This window comes from Hyphomonadaceae bacterium ML37 (assembly GCA_027627685.1).
In the GTDB taxonomy this organism is placed as follows: Bacteria; Pseudomonadota; Alphaproteobacteria; order Caulobacterales; family Maricaulaceae; genus Oceanicaulis.
Map to the genome: position 1 here is coordinate 857875 of CP091241.1, position 15237 is coordinate 873111.

Annotated in this window: 13 protein-coding genes; 8 read left to right on the forward strand and 5 right to left on the reverse strand. The window is 66.3% G+C overall.

What is annotated here, in order from left to right; translation table 11 throughout:
• Positions 1 to 6 precede the first annotated feature (6 nt).
• From L2D01_04265 to L2D01_04295, 7 genes are all read left to right on the forward strand, one after another.
• On the forward strand, positions 7 to 651 hold the full coding sequence (locus tag L2D01_04265; protein ID WBQ11000.1) for an FMN-binding negative transcriptional regulator: 645 nt from the start codon (positions 7 to 9) through the stop codon (positions 649 to 651).
• Complete coding sequence (gcvPA, locus tag L2D01_04270; GenBank protein WBQ11001.1) at positions 651 to 1997, forward strand: aminomethyl-transferring glycine dehydrogenase subunit GcvPA; 1347 nt, start codon at positions 651 to 653, stop codon at positions 1995 to 1997. Before L2D01_04265 ends, gcvPA begins: the two co-directional genes overlap by 1 nt.
• Positions 1997 to 3568: an aminomethyl-transferring glycine dehydrogenase subunit GcvPB gene (gene gcvPB / locus L2D01_04275; GenBank protein ID WBQ11002.1), complete on the forward strand. Its 1572-nt coding sequence runs from the start codon at positions 1997 to 1999 to the stop codon at positions 3566 to 3568. Before gcvPA ends, gcvPB begins: the two co-directional genes overlap by 1 nt.
• Positions 3569 to 3731: 163 nt before the next feature.
• Positions 3732 to 4013, forward strand: a complete 282-nt coding sequence (locus tag L2D01_04280; GenBank protein WBQ11003.1) for a hypothetical protein — start codon at positions 3732 to 3734, stop codon at positions 4011 to 4013.
• A 46-nt stretch (positions 4014 to 4059) separates the two neighbouring features.
• Positions 4060 to 4683: a glutathione S-transferase gene (locus L2D01_04285; protein ID WBQ11004.1), complete on the forward strand. Its 624-nt coding sequence runs from the start codon at positions 4060 to 4062 to the stop codon at positions 4681 to 4683.
• 79 nt (positions 4684 to 4762) lie between these two features.
• Positions 4763 to 4990 carry a hypothetical protein gene (locus tag L2D01_04290; protein ID WBQ11005.1) on the forward strand — a complete coding sequence of 76 codons (228 nt, stop codon included), beginning with the start codon at positions 4763 to 4765 and terminating at the stop codon, positions 4988 to 4990.
• Entirely contained in the window at positions 4987 to 5394 is a 408-nt protein-coding gene (locus L2D01_04295; GenBank protein ID WBQ11006.1) for a type II toxin-antitoxin system death-on-curing family toxin, read from the forward strand. The genes L2D01_04290 and L2D01_04295 overlap by 4 nt, the downstream gene beginning before the upstream one ends.
• A 138-nt stretch (positions 5395 to 5532) precedes the next feature.
• Here the strand turns inward: L2D01_04295 and L2D01_04300 are convergent, their stop codons facing one another.
• Positions 5533 to 8133 carry a ligase-associated DNA damage response DEXH box helicase gene (locus L2D01_04300; protein ID WBQ11007.1) on the reverse strand — a complete coding sequence of 867 codons (2601 nt, stop codon included), beginning with the start codon at positions 8131 to 8133 and terminating at the stop codon, positions 5533 to 5535.
• A 91-nt stretch (positions 8134 to 8224) separates the two neighbouring features.
• Complete coding sequence (locus tag L2D01_04305; protein WBQ11008.1) at positions 8225 to 9139, reverse strand: hypothetical protein; 915 nt, start codon at positions 9137 to 9139, stop codon at positions 8225 to 8227.
• Between the two features lie 542 nt (positions 9140 to 9681).
• Between L2D01_04305 and lon the strand changes: the two genes are divergently transcribed.
• A complete protein-coding gene (gene lon, locus L2D01_04310) occupies positions 9682 to 12081 on the forward strand; it encodes an endopeptidase La (protein WBQ11009.1) in 2400 nt (799 codons plus the stop codon).
• Positions 12082 to 12277: 196 nt separating this feature from the next.
• Here lon and L2D01_04315 read toward each other — a convergent pair whose 3' ends face one another.
• The 3 genes from L2D01_04315 to L2D01_04325 all read right to left on the reverse strand — a co-directional run bounded on the left by L2D01_04315 (position 12278) and on the right by L2D01_04325 (position 15175).
• Entirely contained in the window at positions 12278 to 12823 is a 546-nt protein-coding gene (locus L2D01_04315) for a hypothetical protein (GenBank protein ID WBQ11010.1), read from the reverse strand.
• Positions 12824 to 12854: 31 nt separating this feature from the next.
• Positions 12855 to 14093 (reverse strand): hypothetical protein, encoded by a 1239-nt coding sequence (locus L2D01_04320; protein WBQ11011.1) that lies wholly within the window; start codon positions 14091 to 14093, stop codon positions 12855 to 12857.
• Positions 14094 to 14266: 173 nt separating this feature from the next.
• The gene (locus L2D01_04325) at positions 14267 to 15175 is read right to left on the reverse strand and encodes a cupin-like domain-containing protein (GenBank protein ID WBQ11012.1); all 909 of its coding nucleotides are present in this window, start codon (positions 15173 to 15175) and stop codon (positions 14267 to 14269) included.
• Positions 15176 to 15237 lie beyond the last annotated feature (62 nt).

Here is a 15237-nt window from a genome sequence, read left to right on the forward strand (position 1 = left end):
CTCGCGATGAGCTGGCCGCCGCACGCCTTTGCTGTCACCGACCGGGCCGAAGCGGCGGCCGTGATCGCGGCCTGGCCTTTCGCCACGTTTGTGGTGAATGGTCCGGACGGCCTGACTGCGGCGCGCACGCCGGTGGCGCTGGAGCACGCCGAAGATGGCGGGCTGGAGGCGCTGGCGGGTCATGTGTCGCGGGCCAACCCGATCTGGCGTGCGATCGGAGACGGCGCGCCGGCGCTGGCGCTGTTTTCCGGGCCGCACGCCTATGTCAGCGCCTCGGCCTACCCGTCCAAGGCGGTGCATGGCCGCACGGTGCCGACCTGGAATTATGTCGCCGCCGAAGCCCATGGCGATGCGGCGGTGTTCGAGGACGAGGCGCAGCTGCACGGGCTGGTCGAAGCGCTGACGCGGCGATTTGAAGCGGGCCGGGCGCAGCCCTGGTCTGTCGATGACGCGCCGGCGGACTATGTGTCGGCGCTGATGAAGGGGATTGTGGGTCTGCGCCTGACGGTGAGCGCGGTCCACGCGACGAAAAAGCTCAGCCAGAACAAGGCGGGCGAGGATTTTGACGGGGTGAAGGCGTTCCTGAACGCCGAACCTGAACCGGGCGCGCGCCAGACGGCGGCGCTGATGAGCGAACTGGAGCGAGGCTGATGCGTTATCTGCCGCTGACACCTGAAGACCGCAAAGACATGCTGGAGACGATCGGGGCGCCCAGCGTGGACGCTCTGTTCGCCGATGTGCCCGAAACGGCGCGCCTGAAAGGGCCGGTGGACCTGCCGCGCCGGGCCACCGAGCTTGAGGTGGAGCGCGCCTTCACCGCCATGTCATCGCGCAATCTGAGCGCCTCCACCGCACCGTTCTTTGTCGGGGCAGGGGCTTACAAGCACCATGTGCCCGCCACGGTGGATCACCTGATCCAGCGCTCGGAGTTCTTGACCAGCTACACGCCCTATCAGCCTGAAATCAGCCAGGGCACGCTGCAGACCCTGTTCGAGTTCCAGACCCAGGTGGCGCTGCTCACCGGAACCGATGTGGCCAACGCCTCCATGTATGACGGCTCCACGGCCTGCGCCGAGGCGGTGCTGATGGCTTGCCGCATCACCAAACGCCAGCGCGCGGTGCTCAGCGGCAATCTGCATCCCCACTACGCCGAAGCCACGCGCACGCTGGCCAAATACATGGATATCGAAATTGAGGCGGCGGCGCCGGTTCCCGGCGGACTGGACGCGGTGAGCGATGCGCTGACCGACGATGTCGCCTGCGTGGTGGTGCAGAACCCGGACGTGTTCGGCCAGGTCCATGATCTGCGCCCCCTGGCCGAAGCCGCGCATGCCAAGGGCGCGCTGCTGATCGCGGTATTCACCGAAGTGGTGTCGCTGGGCCTGATCGAAAGCCCCGGCGCCATGGGGGCCGATATCGTGGTGGGCGAGGGCCAGTCGCTGGGCGTGGGGCTGCAGTTCGGCGGGCCGTATGTGGGTCTGTTCGCCTGCCGCGACGACCGCAATTTCATTCGCAACCTGCCGGGCCGCCTGGCTGGCGAGACCGTGGACGCTGACGGGCGGCGCGGCTTTGTGCTGACCCTGTCGACGCGCGAACAGCATATCCGGCGCGACAAGGCGACCTCGAACATCTGCACCAATTCAGGCCTGATGGCGCTGGCCTTCACCATTCACATGACGCTGCTGGGCGAGGCGGGCCTGCGCACGCTGGCAAGGCTCAATCATGAGCGCGCCTGCGAGATGGCCGACCGGCTCGCCGCCCTGCCGGGCGTGGAGGTGCTCAACAGCGCCTTCTTCAACGAGATCACGGTGCGCCTGCCCAAACCCGCCGCGGGCGTGGTGGAGGCGCTGGCCGCCAAGGGGATCTTGGCTGGCGTGCCCGCCAGCCGCCTCTATCCGGGCAAGGGGCTGGATGACCTCCTGATCCTGGCGGCAACCGAAACTAATACCGACGCCGATCTCGACGCGCTCGAGGCGGGTCTGAAAGAGGTGCTGTAATGAGCATGAACACCCAAGGCCGTCCCTCCCGTCCGCTGCACACCCACGATGCGGGCGCCTATACCGACACGTTTTCCGGTTCGCGCGGGCTGGACCAGGCCGAGCCGCTGATCTTCGAGCGCGGACGGGTCGATGTGACCGGCGTGGACCTGCCCGAACCCACCGGCGCGGCGCTGCGTATTGGCGGGCTGGAGCGCAAGGCCGAAATCGGATTGCCGGGCCTCGCCGAGCCTGAAACCATGCGCCATTACGTGCGGCTCAGCCGGAAGAATTACGCCATCGATCTGGGGCTTTACCCGCTGGGTTCGTGCACAATGAAGCACAATCCGCGCCTGAACGAGAAAATGGCGCGCCTGCCGGGCTTTGGCGATATCCACCCTCTGCAGCCCCAGTCCACCGTGCAGGGCGCGTTGGAACTGATCGGCGAGCTGGCGCGCTGGCTGATGGTGCTCACCAACACGCCCTGCGTGGCCATGAGCCCCAAGGCCGGCGCCCATGGCGAGCTGTGCGGCATGATGGCGATCCGCGCGGCGCTGGACGCCCGCGGCGAAACGGGCCGCCGGCGCGTGCTGGTGCCTGAAAGCGCCCACGGCACCAACCCGGCGACCGCTGTGCAGTGCGGCTTCTTCTGCGACGAAATCCCCGCCGACGCCACGGGCCGCGTGGACATGGCGGCCTTCAAGGCCAAGCTCGGCCCCGATGTGGCGGCGATCATGCTGACCAACCCCAATACGTGCGGGCTGTTCGAGCGGGACATCAAGGAAATCGCCGACTTGATCCACGAGGCGGGCGGGTATTTCTACTGCGACGGCGCGAATTTCAACGCCATCGTGGGCCGTGTGCGGCCGGGCGATCTGGGCATTGATGCGATGCACATCAATCTGCACAAGACCTTCTCGACCCCCCATGGCGGCGGCGGTCCGGGCTCGGGCCCGACGGTGTTCTCGCAGGCGCTGGCGCCGTTCGTGCCCGTGCCCTACGTGGTGCGCGAGGGGGAGACCTGGCGCCTGGTCGAACACGAGCATGAAGCCGAGGGCCAGCCCTTTGGCCGCATGGTCGCCTTCCACGGCCAGATGGGCATGTTCACCCGCGCGCTGAGCTACATGATGAGCCATGGCTCGGACGGGCTGCGCCAGGCGGCGGAAGATGCGGTATTGAACGCCAACTACGTGCTGGCGCGCCTGCGCCATGTGATGACGGCGGCGTTTGACGGCACCTGCATGCACGAGGCCCTGTTCGATGACCGCTTCCTGAAGGGCACGGGCGTCACCACGCTCGATTTCGCCAAGGCGATGATCGACGAGGGCTATCACCCCATGACCATGTACTTCCCGCTGGTGGTCCACGGGGCCATGCTGATTGAGCCCACCGAGACCGAGAGCAAGGCCTCGCTGGACCGGTTTTGCGATACGCTGGAAGGGCTTGCCCTGGCGGCCCAGGCCGGGGAGGCCGAGCGCTTCACCGCCGCGCCGCGCCATGCGCCGGCCAAGCGCTTGGACGAGACGCGCGCCGCGCGCACCCCGGTCCTGCGCTGGAGCCCGCCGGCTGAGACGCCGCAAGCAGCCGAGTAGAGGGCGCGGCGCCAGAGACACGGCGCCACAAATTCGCCCCGCGCTCCGTTCACTGACTGCACAAACCGGCCCGGCCCCCTTGGTCGGGCCGGGTTTGGCGCTCTAGATTGAGGTCCCGCCCGCTGATAAGCGGCTGGGTTGCGGGAGCTGGAATGCGGTGGCGATGAACGATCATCTCAACGGCTGGGGGAAAAACGGGGTGGGGCAGATAATTCAGGCCGTGCTGCGAGCCGTGGGCGTGGCGCTCGGCCTGTTCATGCTGGCGATCGCCATCCCGCTGTTTTTTCTGCCTATTCCGCTCGGTCTCCCTCTGGCGATTCTGGCGCTGATCCTGCTGGCCGCCACCTCCAAGACCGCCCATCGCGCGATTACGGGCTGGTTGCGCCGGCATCCGAAAGTCTGGGATAAGGTCAAACATCTGTTTGACCGGGGCGACAAGGACTGACTTTCGCCGGTCAGTGATTTCATCCGAAGACCCAAAGGGTTCGTCCATGACCATCACACTCCACCATCTCGGCCAGTCGCGCTCCGAGCGCATTATCTGGCTGCTGGAGGAGCTGGGCGCGCCTTACGAGCTGGTCCGTCACAGCCGCGATCCGCAGACCCGTCTGGCGCCGGCGGCGCTGGGGGATATCCATCCCCTGGGCAAGGCGCCGGTTCTGGTGCTGGACGATGGGCGCACGCTCGCCGAGACAGGCGCTATTGCCCAGTATTTATTGGATAAATTCGATCTGGCGAACCGGCTTCATCCGGTTCCTGGAAGCCCCGCCTGGCCAGTGTTTCTCGAATGGATGCACGCCAGCGAAGGCGCGGTCTTTCTGCCGTTTCTGATGAACGCCTATCTGCGCCCCTCCGGGCTGATGGACAGCCCGCTGGGCCAGTTCATGGCGGCGGAACGGGCCAAGGTGCTGGCCCATGTGGAGAGCCACCTCAAGCGCCATAGCTGGTTTGCCGGCGAGGCGTTCAGTGCGGCCGACTGCCTGATGGGATTCCAGCTGGAGGCGGCGGAGAAAGCCGGAGCGATTTCAGAGGGTTCATCCGTGCACGACTGGCTGACCCGCGCCCGCGCCCGCCCCGCCCACCAGGCCATGCGTCAGGTGACGGCGCAGGACTGATTGCCTTCCTCTTGCTAGGCAAGCGTTGCGGGCTGTCGCTCCCTGCTATATAATCATCATTATATAGTTGGAGGCCGGCATGCAAAAACTGAAAATCACCACTGTGGGGGCCTCGTCGGGCGTCATCCTGACCAAGGAGGTCATGGCGCATCTGAAGGTAAAGAAGGGCGACGTGCTCTACCTGACCGAAGCGGCGGACGGCAGCTATCGCCTCACCCCGTATGATCCTGAATTCGAACGGCAAATGTCGCTCGCGGAAGACATCATGCATGATGACCGCGACGTCCTGCGCGCGCTGGCGAAGTGAGCGAACCGTCCGGTCCGCCGCGGCGCAAGGATTGGCGCTGGGTCGATCTGGCCGTGATCCACGCCGTCCACGACCGCCAGCTGGCCGAGCATGGCGGCGCGGACGCCGTTCGCGATGCGGGCGGCGTGGATAGCGCGCTCGCCCGCCCGGTCAATCTGGCCAGTTACGGCGCGCCCGACGCGGCGGATCTGGCGGCCGCCTATGCCTATGGCCTTGCCAGAAATCATGGATTCGTGGACGGCAACAAACGCACCGCCTGGATCGCGGCGCGCCTGTTCCTGGCTGATAACGGATACCGTCTGGCCTTCGATCCCGTTGATGCAGTGCGCGTTATGGAAGGCGTGGCGGGCGGGACAGTGACTGAGACCGCGCTGGCCGCCTGGTTTCGCGACCGGCTGGTGTGAGAGAGCCTATCCCCGCCCTATGCCCTCACTTGTCCCCGGACGGATGCGCCGCATGACGGGCCGTGTGCGTGTCAAAAACCGGCCGTGATGAGTTCAAGACGGGCATTTTGGAGTTCAAACCCACCGAACGCGGTGACGTCAGCCCATCGCCTCGCCGGCGAGCGCTTCGCTGGCGTCTTCCAGGATGGCGTCGCCGGCCTCGCCGAACACCGCCTCGCGCCCGACCTCGAGCATGACCGGCACGGCCAGCGGGGAGATGAGGGTGAGCGGCATGTGGTCAACCCGGCCCGCCACCTTGGCCAGCCGGTCTGAGAGGCGCCGGATGTCCAGAAGGCCCGAAGCCGCGTCCTGCCAGGCGGCCTGGAGCAGGATATGGCCGGGCTCGTGCTCGCGCAGCACGTTGTAGATGAGGTCAGATGAAAACGTGACCTGGCGCCCGGTCTTCTCGTGACCTGGAAAGCGCCGCTCGATCAGGCCGGCGATCAGGGCGCAGTTGCGGAAGGTGCGCTGCATCAGCGCGCTCTCGGCAAGCCAGGCGTCGAGATCATCGCCCAGCATGTCTTCGCTGAACAGCGCGCCCATGTCAGCGCCGGCCATGTCGGACAGGCCCCAGACCGCCAGCGCGTACTCATTGGCGACAAAGCCCAGAGGCCGCAGCCTCGCGCGCTCCAGCCGGCGGGTCAGCAGCATGCCCAGGGTCTGGTGCGCCAGACGCCCCTCGAACGGGTAGCAGACCAGATAGAATTTGCCGCCGCGCGGGAAGGTCTCCACCAGCAGCCGGTCCGGCTCGGGCAGGCGTGAGCGCTCTTTTTGCAGGGCCAGCCAGTCGCGCACCTGCGCGGGCAGGCCGTCCCAGGCTTCGGGGCTGTGGACCAGCTCGCGCACCCGCTCGGCCAGGAAGGTGGTGTAGGGAAATTTGCCGCCCTGCCAGCTGGGGATTTTCGGGTCGGTTCCGCTGGCGCGGCTGACCAGGCATTCGGTTCCGCTCACGCCCTCAAAGCGCAGCATCTGGCCGGCGAACAGGAAGGTGTCGCCGGGGGTGAGCTGGTCGGCGAACCATTCCTCGACCTGGCCCAGGCGCGGTCCGCCGCCGCGTAAGGCTGGCGTGCGAGCGATTCCAGAAGCGGCGGGCAGAGGCGCCCCGGCGGCGTAGGAGGGCGGGGCGGTGAGGCGCCCGGGCGCGGCGCGCTGGCTGAGGCTGGCAGGTGGTGGCTGAGGCGCCGGAGCGGCGGCGCCCTTGCGTCCGGCGGCCAGGCGCACGTCCAGCATGGGGCTTTCGATGATCACGCCGATATTGAGCCGGTGGCGCTGGGCGGTGTCGCGATTGCGCGCCCGCCAGCGGCCGTCGCGCCCTTTCACGATGCGCTTGAACCGGTCATAGGACCCCAGCGCATAGCCGCCCGTGGCGACGAACTCCAGCACCCGGTCAAACACGCCGCGCTCAAGGCCCGCATAGGGCGCGGCCCGGCGCACCTCGTCATACAGCGCATCAGCCTCGAACGGATCACCGCAGGCGCGGCCCATGACATGCTGGGCCAGCACGTCCAGCGCGCCGTCGCGCAAGGGTTCCCCGTCCAGCGCGCCGGCGTCCACCGCGTCGCGCGCGCAGGCGCATTCGAGGTGCTCGAACCGGTTGGTGGGCACCAGCACGGCACGCGAGGGCGCATCGAGCCGGTGATTGGCCCGGCCCAGGCGCTGCATCAGGCGCGCGGCGCCCTTGGGCGCGCCCATCTGGATGACCAGGTCCACATCGCCCCAGTCAATGCCGAGATCGAGGGTGGAGGTGCACACCACCGCCCGCAGTTTCCCGGCGGCCATGGCCGCCTCCACCTTGCGGCGCTGCTCCACCGACAGCGACCCGTGGTGCAGGGCGATGGGCAGGGCGTCCTCATTCACGCCCCACAGCATCTGGAACACGAACTCGGCCTGGGAGCGGGTGTTGACGAAGACCAGCGTCAGGCGCGCGTCGCGGATGCGGGCATAGACATCGTCAATGGCGTGGCGGCCCGAATGGCCCGCCCAGGGAATGCGCGCCGCGTCGGGGGTCATGATCTCGACCACCGGCGCGGCGCCCGGTGCGCCGCGGATGATGCGGGCATGACGTTCCTGGCCGGGATGCTGACGCGCCAGCCAGCTTGCATGGCCCGCCTCATCCATCACGGTGGCCGACAGCCCCACCCGGCGCGCGTGCGGCGCGTAGGTGGACAGCGCCGCCAGACCCAGCGCCAGCAGGTCGCCGCGCTTGCCGGGGGCCAGCGCGTGCACCTCGTCAATGATCACGGCTTTGAGGTCGGCGAAGAACGCCGCGCCGTTCTCCTGCGCGCAGAACAAGGCCAGCTGTTCGGGCGTGGTCAGCAGCATGTCGGGCGGCGAGGCGCGCTGGCGGGTGCGGCGCGATTGCGGCGTATCGCCGGTGCGCGTCTCGATGCGCAGGTTCAGCCCCATCTCGGCCACCGGATTGGTGAGATTGCGCGCCACGTCATAGGACAGCGCCTTCAAGGGCGAAACATAGAGCGTGTGCAGGCGGTGCGGCCGGTCCGCGCCGGCGCCGTCGGTCAGGGCGGCCAGCTCAGTGAGGCTGCCCAGAAACCCGCCCAGCGTCTTGCCAGCCCCGGTGGGCGCGATCAGCAGTGCATCCTCGCCCGCCTGCGCCGCCGCCAGCATGTCCAGCTGATGCGCCCGCGGCGCCCAGCCACGCGCGTCGAACCAGGTCTGGAAGCGGGCGGGCAGGGCGCTCATGGGGTGAGAGATAGCGCATGGGGCGGGGAAAGGGGATGGGGGGGAGACGGGGCGGCCTTCTTGTCCTCCCCCGCTTGCGGGGACGTTTGCTTCAACTCTCGTGGGAGTTAACCCAGCGCTTTTGGGGTGGATCGAAAATCGGAATCCAGACGCCGTCTACTTGGTCGAAGCCAATAGACTCAACGGTGACATCGATCTCGTGGGCGGGCTGGTCTGCGAAGTCTCGATACAGCACCTTAATGTCCAGATAAATTTTCTTAAAAGTTGGGTTTCCCTGCCAAGGTTCATCGCCCACAATTACCCTGTAAACCATCTTGCTCGTTTCGCCGGGAGCAATGTCGGGGTACTTGAGGGAACCAGTATAGCCTACTGCGCCTTCCCGAAGGCCGGCATTCGCCAGGCCTCTCCTTTCTTTGAATGGATACGGAAACAAACTCAGCACCAAATTTTTTCTCAGATTCAAGGCGGGAGTTTGACCCGCATTCTTAAAAATAATTGTTACTTCGATGTTGGGAACGGGATATTCAATTTCATCTGTCTCCCTGCCAAACACTTTGCAGTGAACGCTTTCAATGCAGAGATAGGGGCGCAATTGTCTGTATCCGATGCCTTTAGTTTCTCTGGTGAGTTCTCGGGAGGCGCGCAGAGTCGCAAATATCAACCAAATGCCGACACTACTTACAATTATCCCAATGACCGCCGCCCACGCCAAGATGCGAGTGAAGAGAGCTACATCTTGCTGGGCCTGCAAGTTATATGCGTATCGATCATGCTCTTGGGCGGCATTGGATTGACCTATATTTATGGTAGCATCCGCCATTTCTGGATCGATTGCCCCCAAATCAATGTCAGCTGGATCGGAATAGTAAGCGGCAGTGTTGGCGCGCTGATTGACCTGGAATTGGCGATACTGAAATACATCTAGCACCGCTGCCATCAACAGAGCGGCGGAAACCAATAGCGCTAGTCCAAGCGCAACGATTGTGATCCGATTGCGTTTAAACATACCAGTAAGAATGCTCCCCTGAACTTTCCACGGGAGAGCTTATTGCGGATGTTCGGCTCTGTCTCCGAGATTCCGACAGGGGCGACCCTCAACCTCCGCTCCTTCGCTGGAAAAGGAGGTCGTGCCCACTTGTCCTCCCCCGCTTGCGGGGGAGGTGTCCGCGCAGCGGACGGAGGCGGGATGCGCCGCACTTCGGAATTTTCTTGAGCGGCCGCCTTCGGCGGCGCCCCCACCCGGCTTCGCTACGCTCAGCCACCCTCCCCACTTCGGGGGAGGGGAAAAGCGCGCTCACCATTTCCCTCCCCTTGATGGGGAGGGTGGGCCGGGGCGAAGCCCCGGGTCGGGTGGGGTGAGGGGCCGCGCGCAGCCGGTTCCAGTTGTCCGCCGTCCTGAACACCCCCCGCTGCACCTGCGCCGCCGCGCCGCCTTGAAGGGGCGGGTGCGGGGCTCCACTTGTGTGAGCACACGAAGCGGGCGACGCTGGCCCGCATGGCATGATGGCGCCCGGACGCGTATCGTCACGGGCGCGGAGAACCAAGCTGATGACCGAGACCCGGACCCTTCCCCTTCTGCCGCTGCGCGATATCGTGGTGTTCCCGCACATGATCGTGCCCCTGTTTGTGGGCCGCGAGAAATCCGTGCGCGCGCTGGAAGAAGTCATGCGCGGCGACAAGCAGATCCTGCTCGCCACCCAGCTGAGCGCGGCGGACGATGACCCGTCTTCTGACGCGATTTACGGCCAGGGCGTCATCGCCTCGGTGCTGCAGCTTCTGAAATTGCCTGACGGCACGGTGAAGGTGCTGGTCGAGGGCGGTCGGCGCATGGAAGTGCTGCGCTATCTCGACAACCAGGCCTATTTCGAGGCCGAGGCGCGCCTGGTTGATGAAACCGGCGGCGATGCGGCCGAGATGGAAGCGCTGATGCGCGCGGCCGGCGACAAGTTTGAAGACTACGTCAAGCTCAACAAAAAAGTGCCGCCCGAGGCGCTGGCCGCGGTGGGCGAGATCGCCGATCCGGCCAAGATGGCCGACACGATCGCCGCGCACCTGGCCGTCAAGATCACCGACAAGCAGGAGCTGCTCGGCAATCCCGACGTGGCCCAGCGCCTGGAGAAGGTGTTTGCGCTAATGGAGGGGGAGATTTCCGTCCTCCAGGTCGAGACCAAGATCCGCAACCGCGTGAAGCGGCAGATGGAGAAGACCCAGCGCGAATATTATCTCAACGAGCAGATGAAGGCGATCCAGCGTGAGCTGGGCGAGGGCGATGACGGCCGCGAAGAAATGGCCGAGCTCGAAGAGCGCATCGAGGCGACCAAGCTGTCGAAAGAAGCCCGCGCCAAGGTCGACGCGGAGATGAAAAAGCTGCGCCAGATGAGCCCCATGTCGGCCGAGGCCACCGTGGTGCGCAATTATCTCGACTGGATCCTGTCCATCCCGTGGAACAAGCGCAAGAAGGTCCGCAATGACCTGAAAAAGGCCGAGGACACGCTCGAGCGTGACCATTACGGGCTGGAGAAGGTCAAGGAGCGCATTATCGAGCACCTGGCCGTTCAGGCGCGCACCCGCAAGCTGCGCGGGCCGATCCTGTGCCTGGTCGGACCGCCGGGCGTGGGCAAGACCTCGCTGGGCCGCTCCATCGCCGAAGCCACGGGGCGCGAGTTCGTGCGCATGTCACTGGGCGGCGTGCGTGACGAGGCCGAGATTCGCGGCCACCGGCGCACCTATATCGGCTCCATGCCGGGCCGGGTGATCCAGTCCATGAAGAAGGCCAAGAGCTCCAACCCGCTCTTCCTGCTCGACGAGATCGACAAGCTGGGCGCCGATTACCGCGGCGACCCGTCTGCGGCCCTGCTCGAAGTGCTCGATCCTGAACAGAACAGCGCGTTCAACGACCATTATCTGGAGGTCGATTACGATCTGTCGGACGTGATGTTCATCACCACGGCCAACACGCTCAACATGCCCCAGCCGCTTCTGGACCGCATGGAGATCATCCGGATCGCGGGTTATACCGAGGACGAGAAGCTGGAGATCGCGCGCCGCCACCTCATTCCCAAAGTGATGAAGGCGCACGCCCTCAAAGGCGATGACTGGGTCGTGGAAGATGGCGCGCTGCGCGATCTCATCCGCTATTACACGCGCGAATCCGGCGTGCGCAATCTGGAGCGGGAAATCTCGCGCCTGGCCCGCAAGGCGGTGCGCAAGCTGGTGGGCGGCGAGGCCGAAACCATCACGGTGACCAGCGAGAATCTGGCCGACTTTGCCGGCGTGCGCAAACACCGCTTTGGCGAGACCGAGCTGGAGGACCGCGTGGGTCTGGTCACGGGTCTGGCCTGGACCGAGGTGGGCGGCGATTTGCTGACCATCGAGGCGGTCAAGATGCCCGGACGCGGCAAGATGACGGTGACCGGGAATCTGCGCGATGTGATGAAGGAATCCATCTCGGCGGCCAATTCCTATGTCCAGTCACGCGCCCCGGCGCTGGGCGTGAAGCCGCCGGTGTTCCGCACAACCGACATCCACGTGCACGTGCCCGAAGGCGCGACGCCCAAGGACGGCCCGTCAGCGGGCGGCGCCATGATCACGGCCATTGTGTCGGCGCTCACCGGCATTCCGGTGCGCAAGGACGTGGCGATGACGGGCGAGATCACGCTGCGCGGCCGGGTTTTGCCCATTGGCGGCCTGAAAGAAAAGCTGCTCGCGGCCCTGCGTGGCGGGGTGAAGACGGTGCTGATCCCCAAGGACAATGAAAAGGATCTCGCCGAGATTCCTGACAACGTGAAGTCAGGTCTCCTCATCATCCCGGTGGAAACCGTGGACCAGGTGCTCGAACACGCGCTGGCCGCCAAGGTCCAGCCGGTCGAATGGAGCGAAGCCGACGAAGCTGCGTTCGCCGCCGCTGCGCGGGCTGAAGCGGCTCCGGGCGAAGCGCGGGCGCATTAGGGAGCCATTCCCGGAAACGGGCATGCCACCCGCCTGCTTGTCCGGACGCTCCGGCCTTGAGCCGGGGCGTCCGGGGCGCGAACACGGGTGATTCTGCACCGGATGTCTGTAGAGGTGTCCGCTTCCCGGCTCATCCTGCGCCCGGCCGCGACGGCCCGCAGCCTGACTTGGTCTCAGGATTGAAGGCGCCTGGCGCCTAGAAAATTCCCAGAAATTTTTTGCGCCTGGACGGACGCCCGGCCTCGCCGGCCATGTCACTTGGACCGGGCTCTGCGCCCGTATCGGAGAGCTCCGGACCCGCAGCGGCGCCGGGGCCTTCGGCCTCCATGGGGGCGCCGGTGAGGGTTTCAGCCGGTGCGGGCGCGGGCGCCGCCGGTTCAGCCTGCGCGAGGTCCGGCGCATCCGTGATCGCAGCCTGAGCCGGGGCCGGCGTGGCGGCGGCGGGACGCACCGGCGCGCACACATCGGCGTCGCACAAAGGCGTGCTCATGGCGTGGGCGGCCAGGCGCGAGGGCGCGGTGTTAGGGCCGTGATAGGCGCCCAGACCCAGCGACTGGCGTACGGTCTCGCGAAAGGCGGTCGCGCGCGCATCAATGGTGGCGGTGCGCGCCTCCATCTCCTGCAGGCGGGACAGATCGGCCGGGCGCGGGGCGCGCACGGCGGCCGGGGTGATGTCGTTGCGCGCGCGGGCCAGGGCGGCGCGGGCATTGTCGAGATCGAGCGGTTTGGGCGCGTCACTCATGTCAGCCTCCTCATTGGCGCTGCTGTGCGGGTCACGATTTGCGAGCATACCATTCCAGCCCGCCGGTGCGCGAGACCATCACCACGTCCACGTCGCCGCCCACCCCGGTCTGGGACATGTGCAGCTGACTTTTCAGGATGTTGAGCTCCACCAGCGACTTGGCCGTCTGGGCCAGCTGACGCTTGCCCGAGGCCGAGACCACCTGGATGAAGGGATTGATGAATTCCTGCTGGGAAATGGTCTGCACCGCGTGGGCGAATTCCATGGTCAGGTTCGGCAAGGCGCCGCCGCGCAGCGCGTCCATCGCCTCATTGCCGGCGGCGTCATCCACGCCCGCCTGCTTGAGCGCGGCCTCGGCGGCGGACTCATTGGAAATCCAGTTGAGCGACATCATCACATCAAACATCAGCGGGTGAATGCCGCGCAGGAAAGTGTGGGTCATGTCCGCCTGGGCGAAGGTGCGCAGGAAGGCGTTGGGCCCGTCATCCACGCCCACGCGCATGGTCTCGTCGGCGGCGCGCTTCATGACGCCGTCGATGAGGATCGACGCGTAGTAATGGGTGTAGACCGGGAACACATCGCCTTCGCCAAACCCGGCAAAGACCAGCCCGGCATAGGGTTCGAGGAAGGCCGGGCGGGTGGCGATCTTGAAAGCGAAGTCGAACAGCTTGTCGCGCACATCGGCCTGCATGCCGAACTCGCCCAGCGCCTCCTGGATCAGGGCGTCGAGCATGGCGGCGTAGCGTTCATGGAAGCGGGCGCGGTCCAGGCCGGCCAGCGCCTCGACGGCCTCGCGCGGTTCGCCCGCCTCGTCATGATCGAGGTGCTGGCGGTACAGATCCAGCGCCGCCTCGAACGCCGCCGCATCGCTGTCATACCCGCCGCCGGGATAGCGCCGCATCGCCTTGGCGTGGCTGAGCACGGTGATGAAGGCGGCGCGCATCAGATGCGCAAACTCCTCCATCTCCTCGGCCTCGGGGAAGAGCGTGCGGTTATTGTCCAGAAACCGGAAGAAGGCGCGCGCGCAATCATCCACGGACGCAAAGTCCGTCTCGCCATGACGCCTGGTGAAAGCGTGGGCGATCTGTGACCAGGACCGGCCCAGCACATCGCCGCGCGAATAGACCATGACGGCCATGCTCGGCCCCAGGCGCAGGATTTTCTCCGCCTCCAGCGTCACCACCGGATCGGGGCCGCCGCCATAAGTGACCGCGCTGTCGGCCGCCAGCACCACCGCCTGGCGGTTCATGATCATGACTTCAGACGTCATTGTGCGCGCGTCTCCCCCCGCCCCGCCGCAGCGCCCCCTCGGCGATCCGGCGGCTTTGCCACAAGTCTTGACGAAACGTTAGCGCGTGCGTGCGCCCGTGTTAAGCCGGTGCGTGACGGTTAAGGGCGAAAGCGCGGCTTCGGCGCCACGCCGAGGGTGCGGAATGACCGGCGTCAGAGCGGAACGGCGTTGGGTGCGGTGTGCGCGGCGGCGGGCGCGGCGTGCGCCGGGGCGGGCGGATTGGGTAGCAGCTTTAGCTTGCGCGCGGCGAAGCCCAGACCGGCCCGGGCCGCCAGGCCCAGCCCGCGGCTCTCCTCGATGGACGGGGTCAGGCCCAGACGGCGCCGGATGAGACCATTGAACATCATGGCGTGATTGCGCACGCGCACATCGCTGCAGGTGTACTCGGCGGCCATGGAGACGTTGAGGCCCTCCAGATTGGTCACGCGGTGGGGTGTGTGAACCGGCCAGCACAGCACATCGCCGGGTTCGAGATCGAACACCTGCGCGCGCGCATCGAAAGACGCCTTGTAGGGCAGATCGTCATTGAACGGGTGCATCAGCACCGCTTCTACATCGGCTTCGTTCAGCACCGGCGCGCTGCGCGGATAGACGTAGACCCGCTTACGCCCGCGCACATGCCAGAGCATGGTGTCGGTGCGGTCGATATGGAACGGCACGCGCGCGCCGGGCGCCGAGATCAAGAGCCCGCCCTTGATCACGTCGGGCCGGAAGCGCGGGTGCAGCTCGCGCAGCTCGGCGAATACCGCGCCCAGCAGGGCGCGGTATTCGGGGCGGGTATTGAACACCTGGCGCAAATTCATCCACACCCGGCCCTCGCGCGCGCCGGCCAGCAGCTCGTCACCCTTGCGCTCGCCCGGCGACAGATCGGTCCAGGACCGCGACGAACCGTCCTCGTCCATCATCGCGATGTCCAGAAGCTCGCGCGGATGGGTGTCGATCAGCTCTTCCAGCGCGGGGTCGCAGAACAGGCCGCTATCGGCCAGGCGATGGCGCGCGCGGACAATGCCTGCGCGAAACCGCCCGCGATCTTCCTGGGTCCACCGCTCGATCCAACCCATCGCTCACCCTCCCGGCCGTTCCGTCCTGGCACAAGGGCCGGGCGGTTGCGGGTGAGCGGGGC

Coding starts and splice junctions, on each gene's coding strand:
- L2D01_04265 (WBQ11000.1), top strand. CDS start 7: ATGAGCTGGCCGCCGCACGCCTTTGCTGTCACCGACCGGGCCGAAGCG.
- gcvPA (WBQ11001.1), top strand. CDS start 651: ATGCGTTATCTGCCGCTGACACCTGAAGACCGCAAAGACATGCTGGAG.
- gcvPB (WBQ11002.1), top strand. CDS start 1,997: ATGAGCATGAACACCCAAGGCCGTCCCTCCCGTCCGCTGCACACCCAC.
- L2D01_04280 (WBQ11003.1), top strand. CDS start 3,732: ATGAACGATCATCTCAACGGCTGGGGGAAAAACGGGGTGGGGCAGATA.
- L2D01_04285 (WBQ11004.1), top strand. CDS start 4,060: ATGACCATCACACTCCACCATCTCGGCCAGTCGCGCTCCGAGCGCATT.
- L2D01_04290 (WBQ11005.1), top strand. CDS start 4,763: ATGCAAAAACTGAAAATCACCACTGTGGGGGCCTCGTCGGGCGTCATC.
- L2D01_04300 (WBQ11007.1), bottom strand. CDS start 8,133: ATGAGCGCCCTGCCCGCCCGCTTCCAGACCTGGTTCGACGCGCGTGGC.
- L2D01_04305 (WBQ11008.1), bottom strand. CDS start 9,139: ATGTTTAAACGCAATCGGATCACAATCGTTGCGCTTGGACTAGCGCTA.
- lon (WBQ11009.1), top strand. CDS start 9,682: ATGACCGAGACCCGGACCCTTCCCCTTCTGCCGCTGCGCGATATCGTG.
- L2D01_04315 (WBQ11010.1), bottom strand. CDS start 12,823: ATGAGTGACGCGCCCAAACCGCTCGATCTCGACAATGCCCGCGCCGCC.
- L2D01_04320 (WBQ11011.1), bottom strand. CDS start 14,093: ATGACGTCTGAAGTCATGATCATGAACCGCCAGGCGGTGGTGCTGGCG.
- L2D01_04325 (WBQ11012.1), bottom strand. CDS start 15,175: ATGGGTTGGATCGAGCGGTGGACCCAGGAAGATCGCGGGCGGTTTCGC.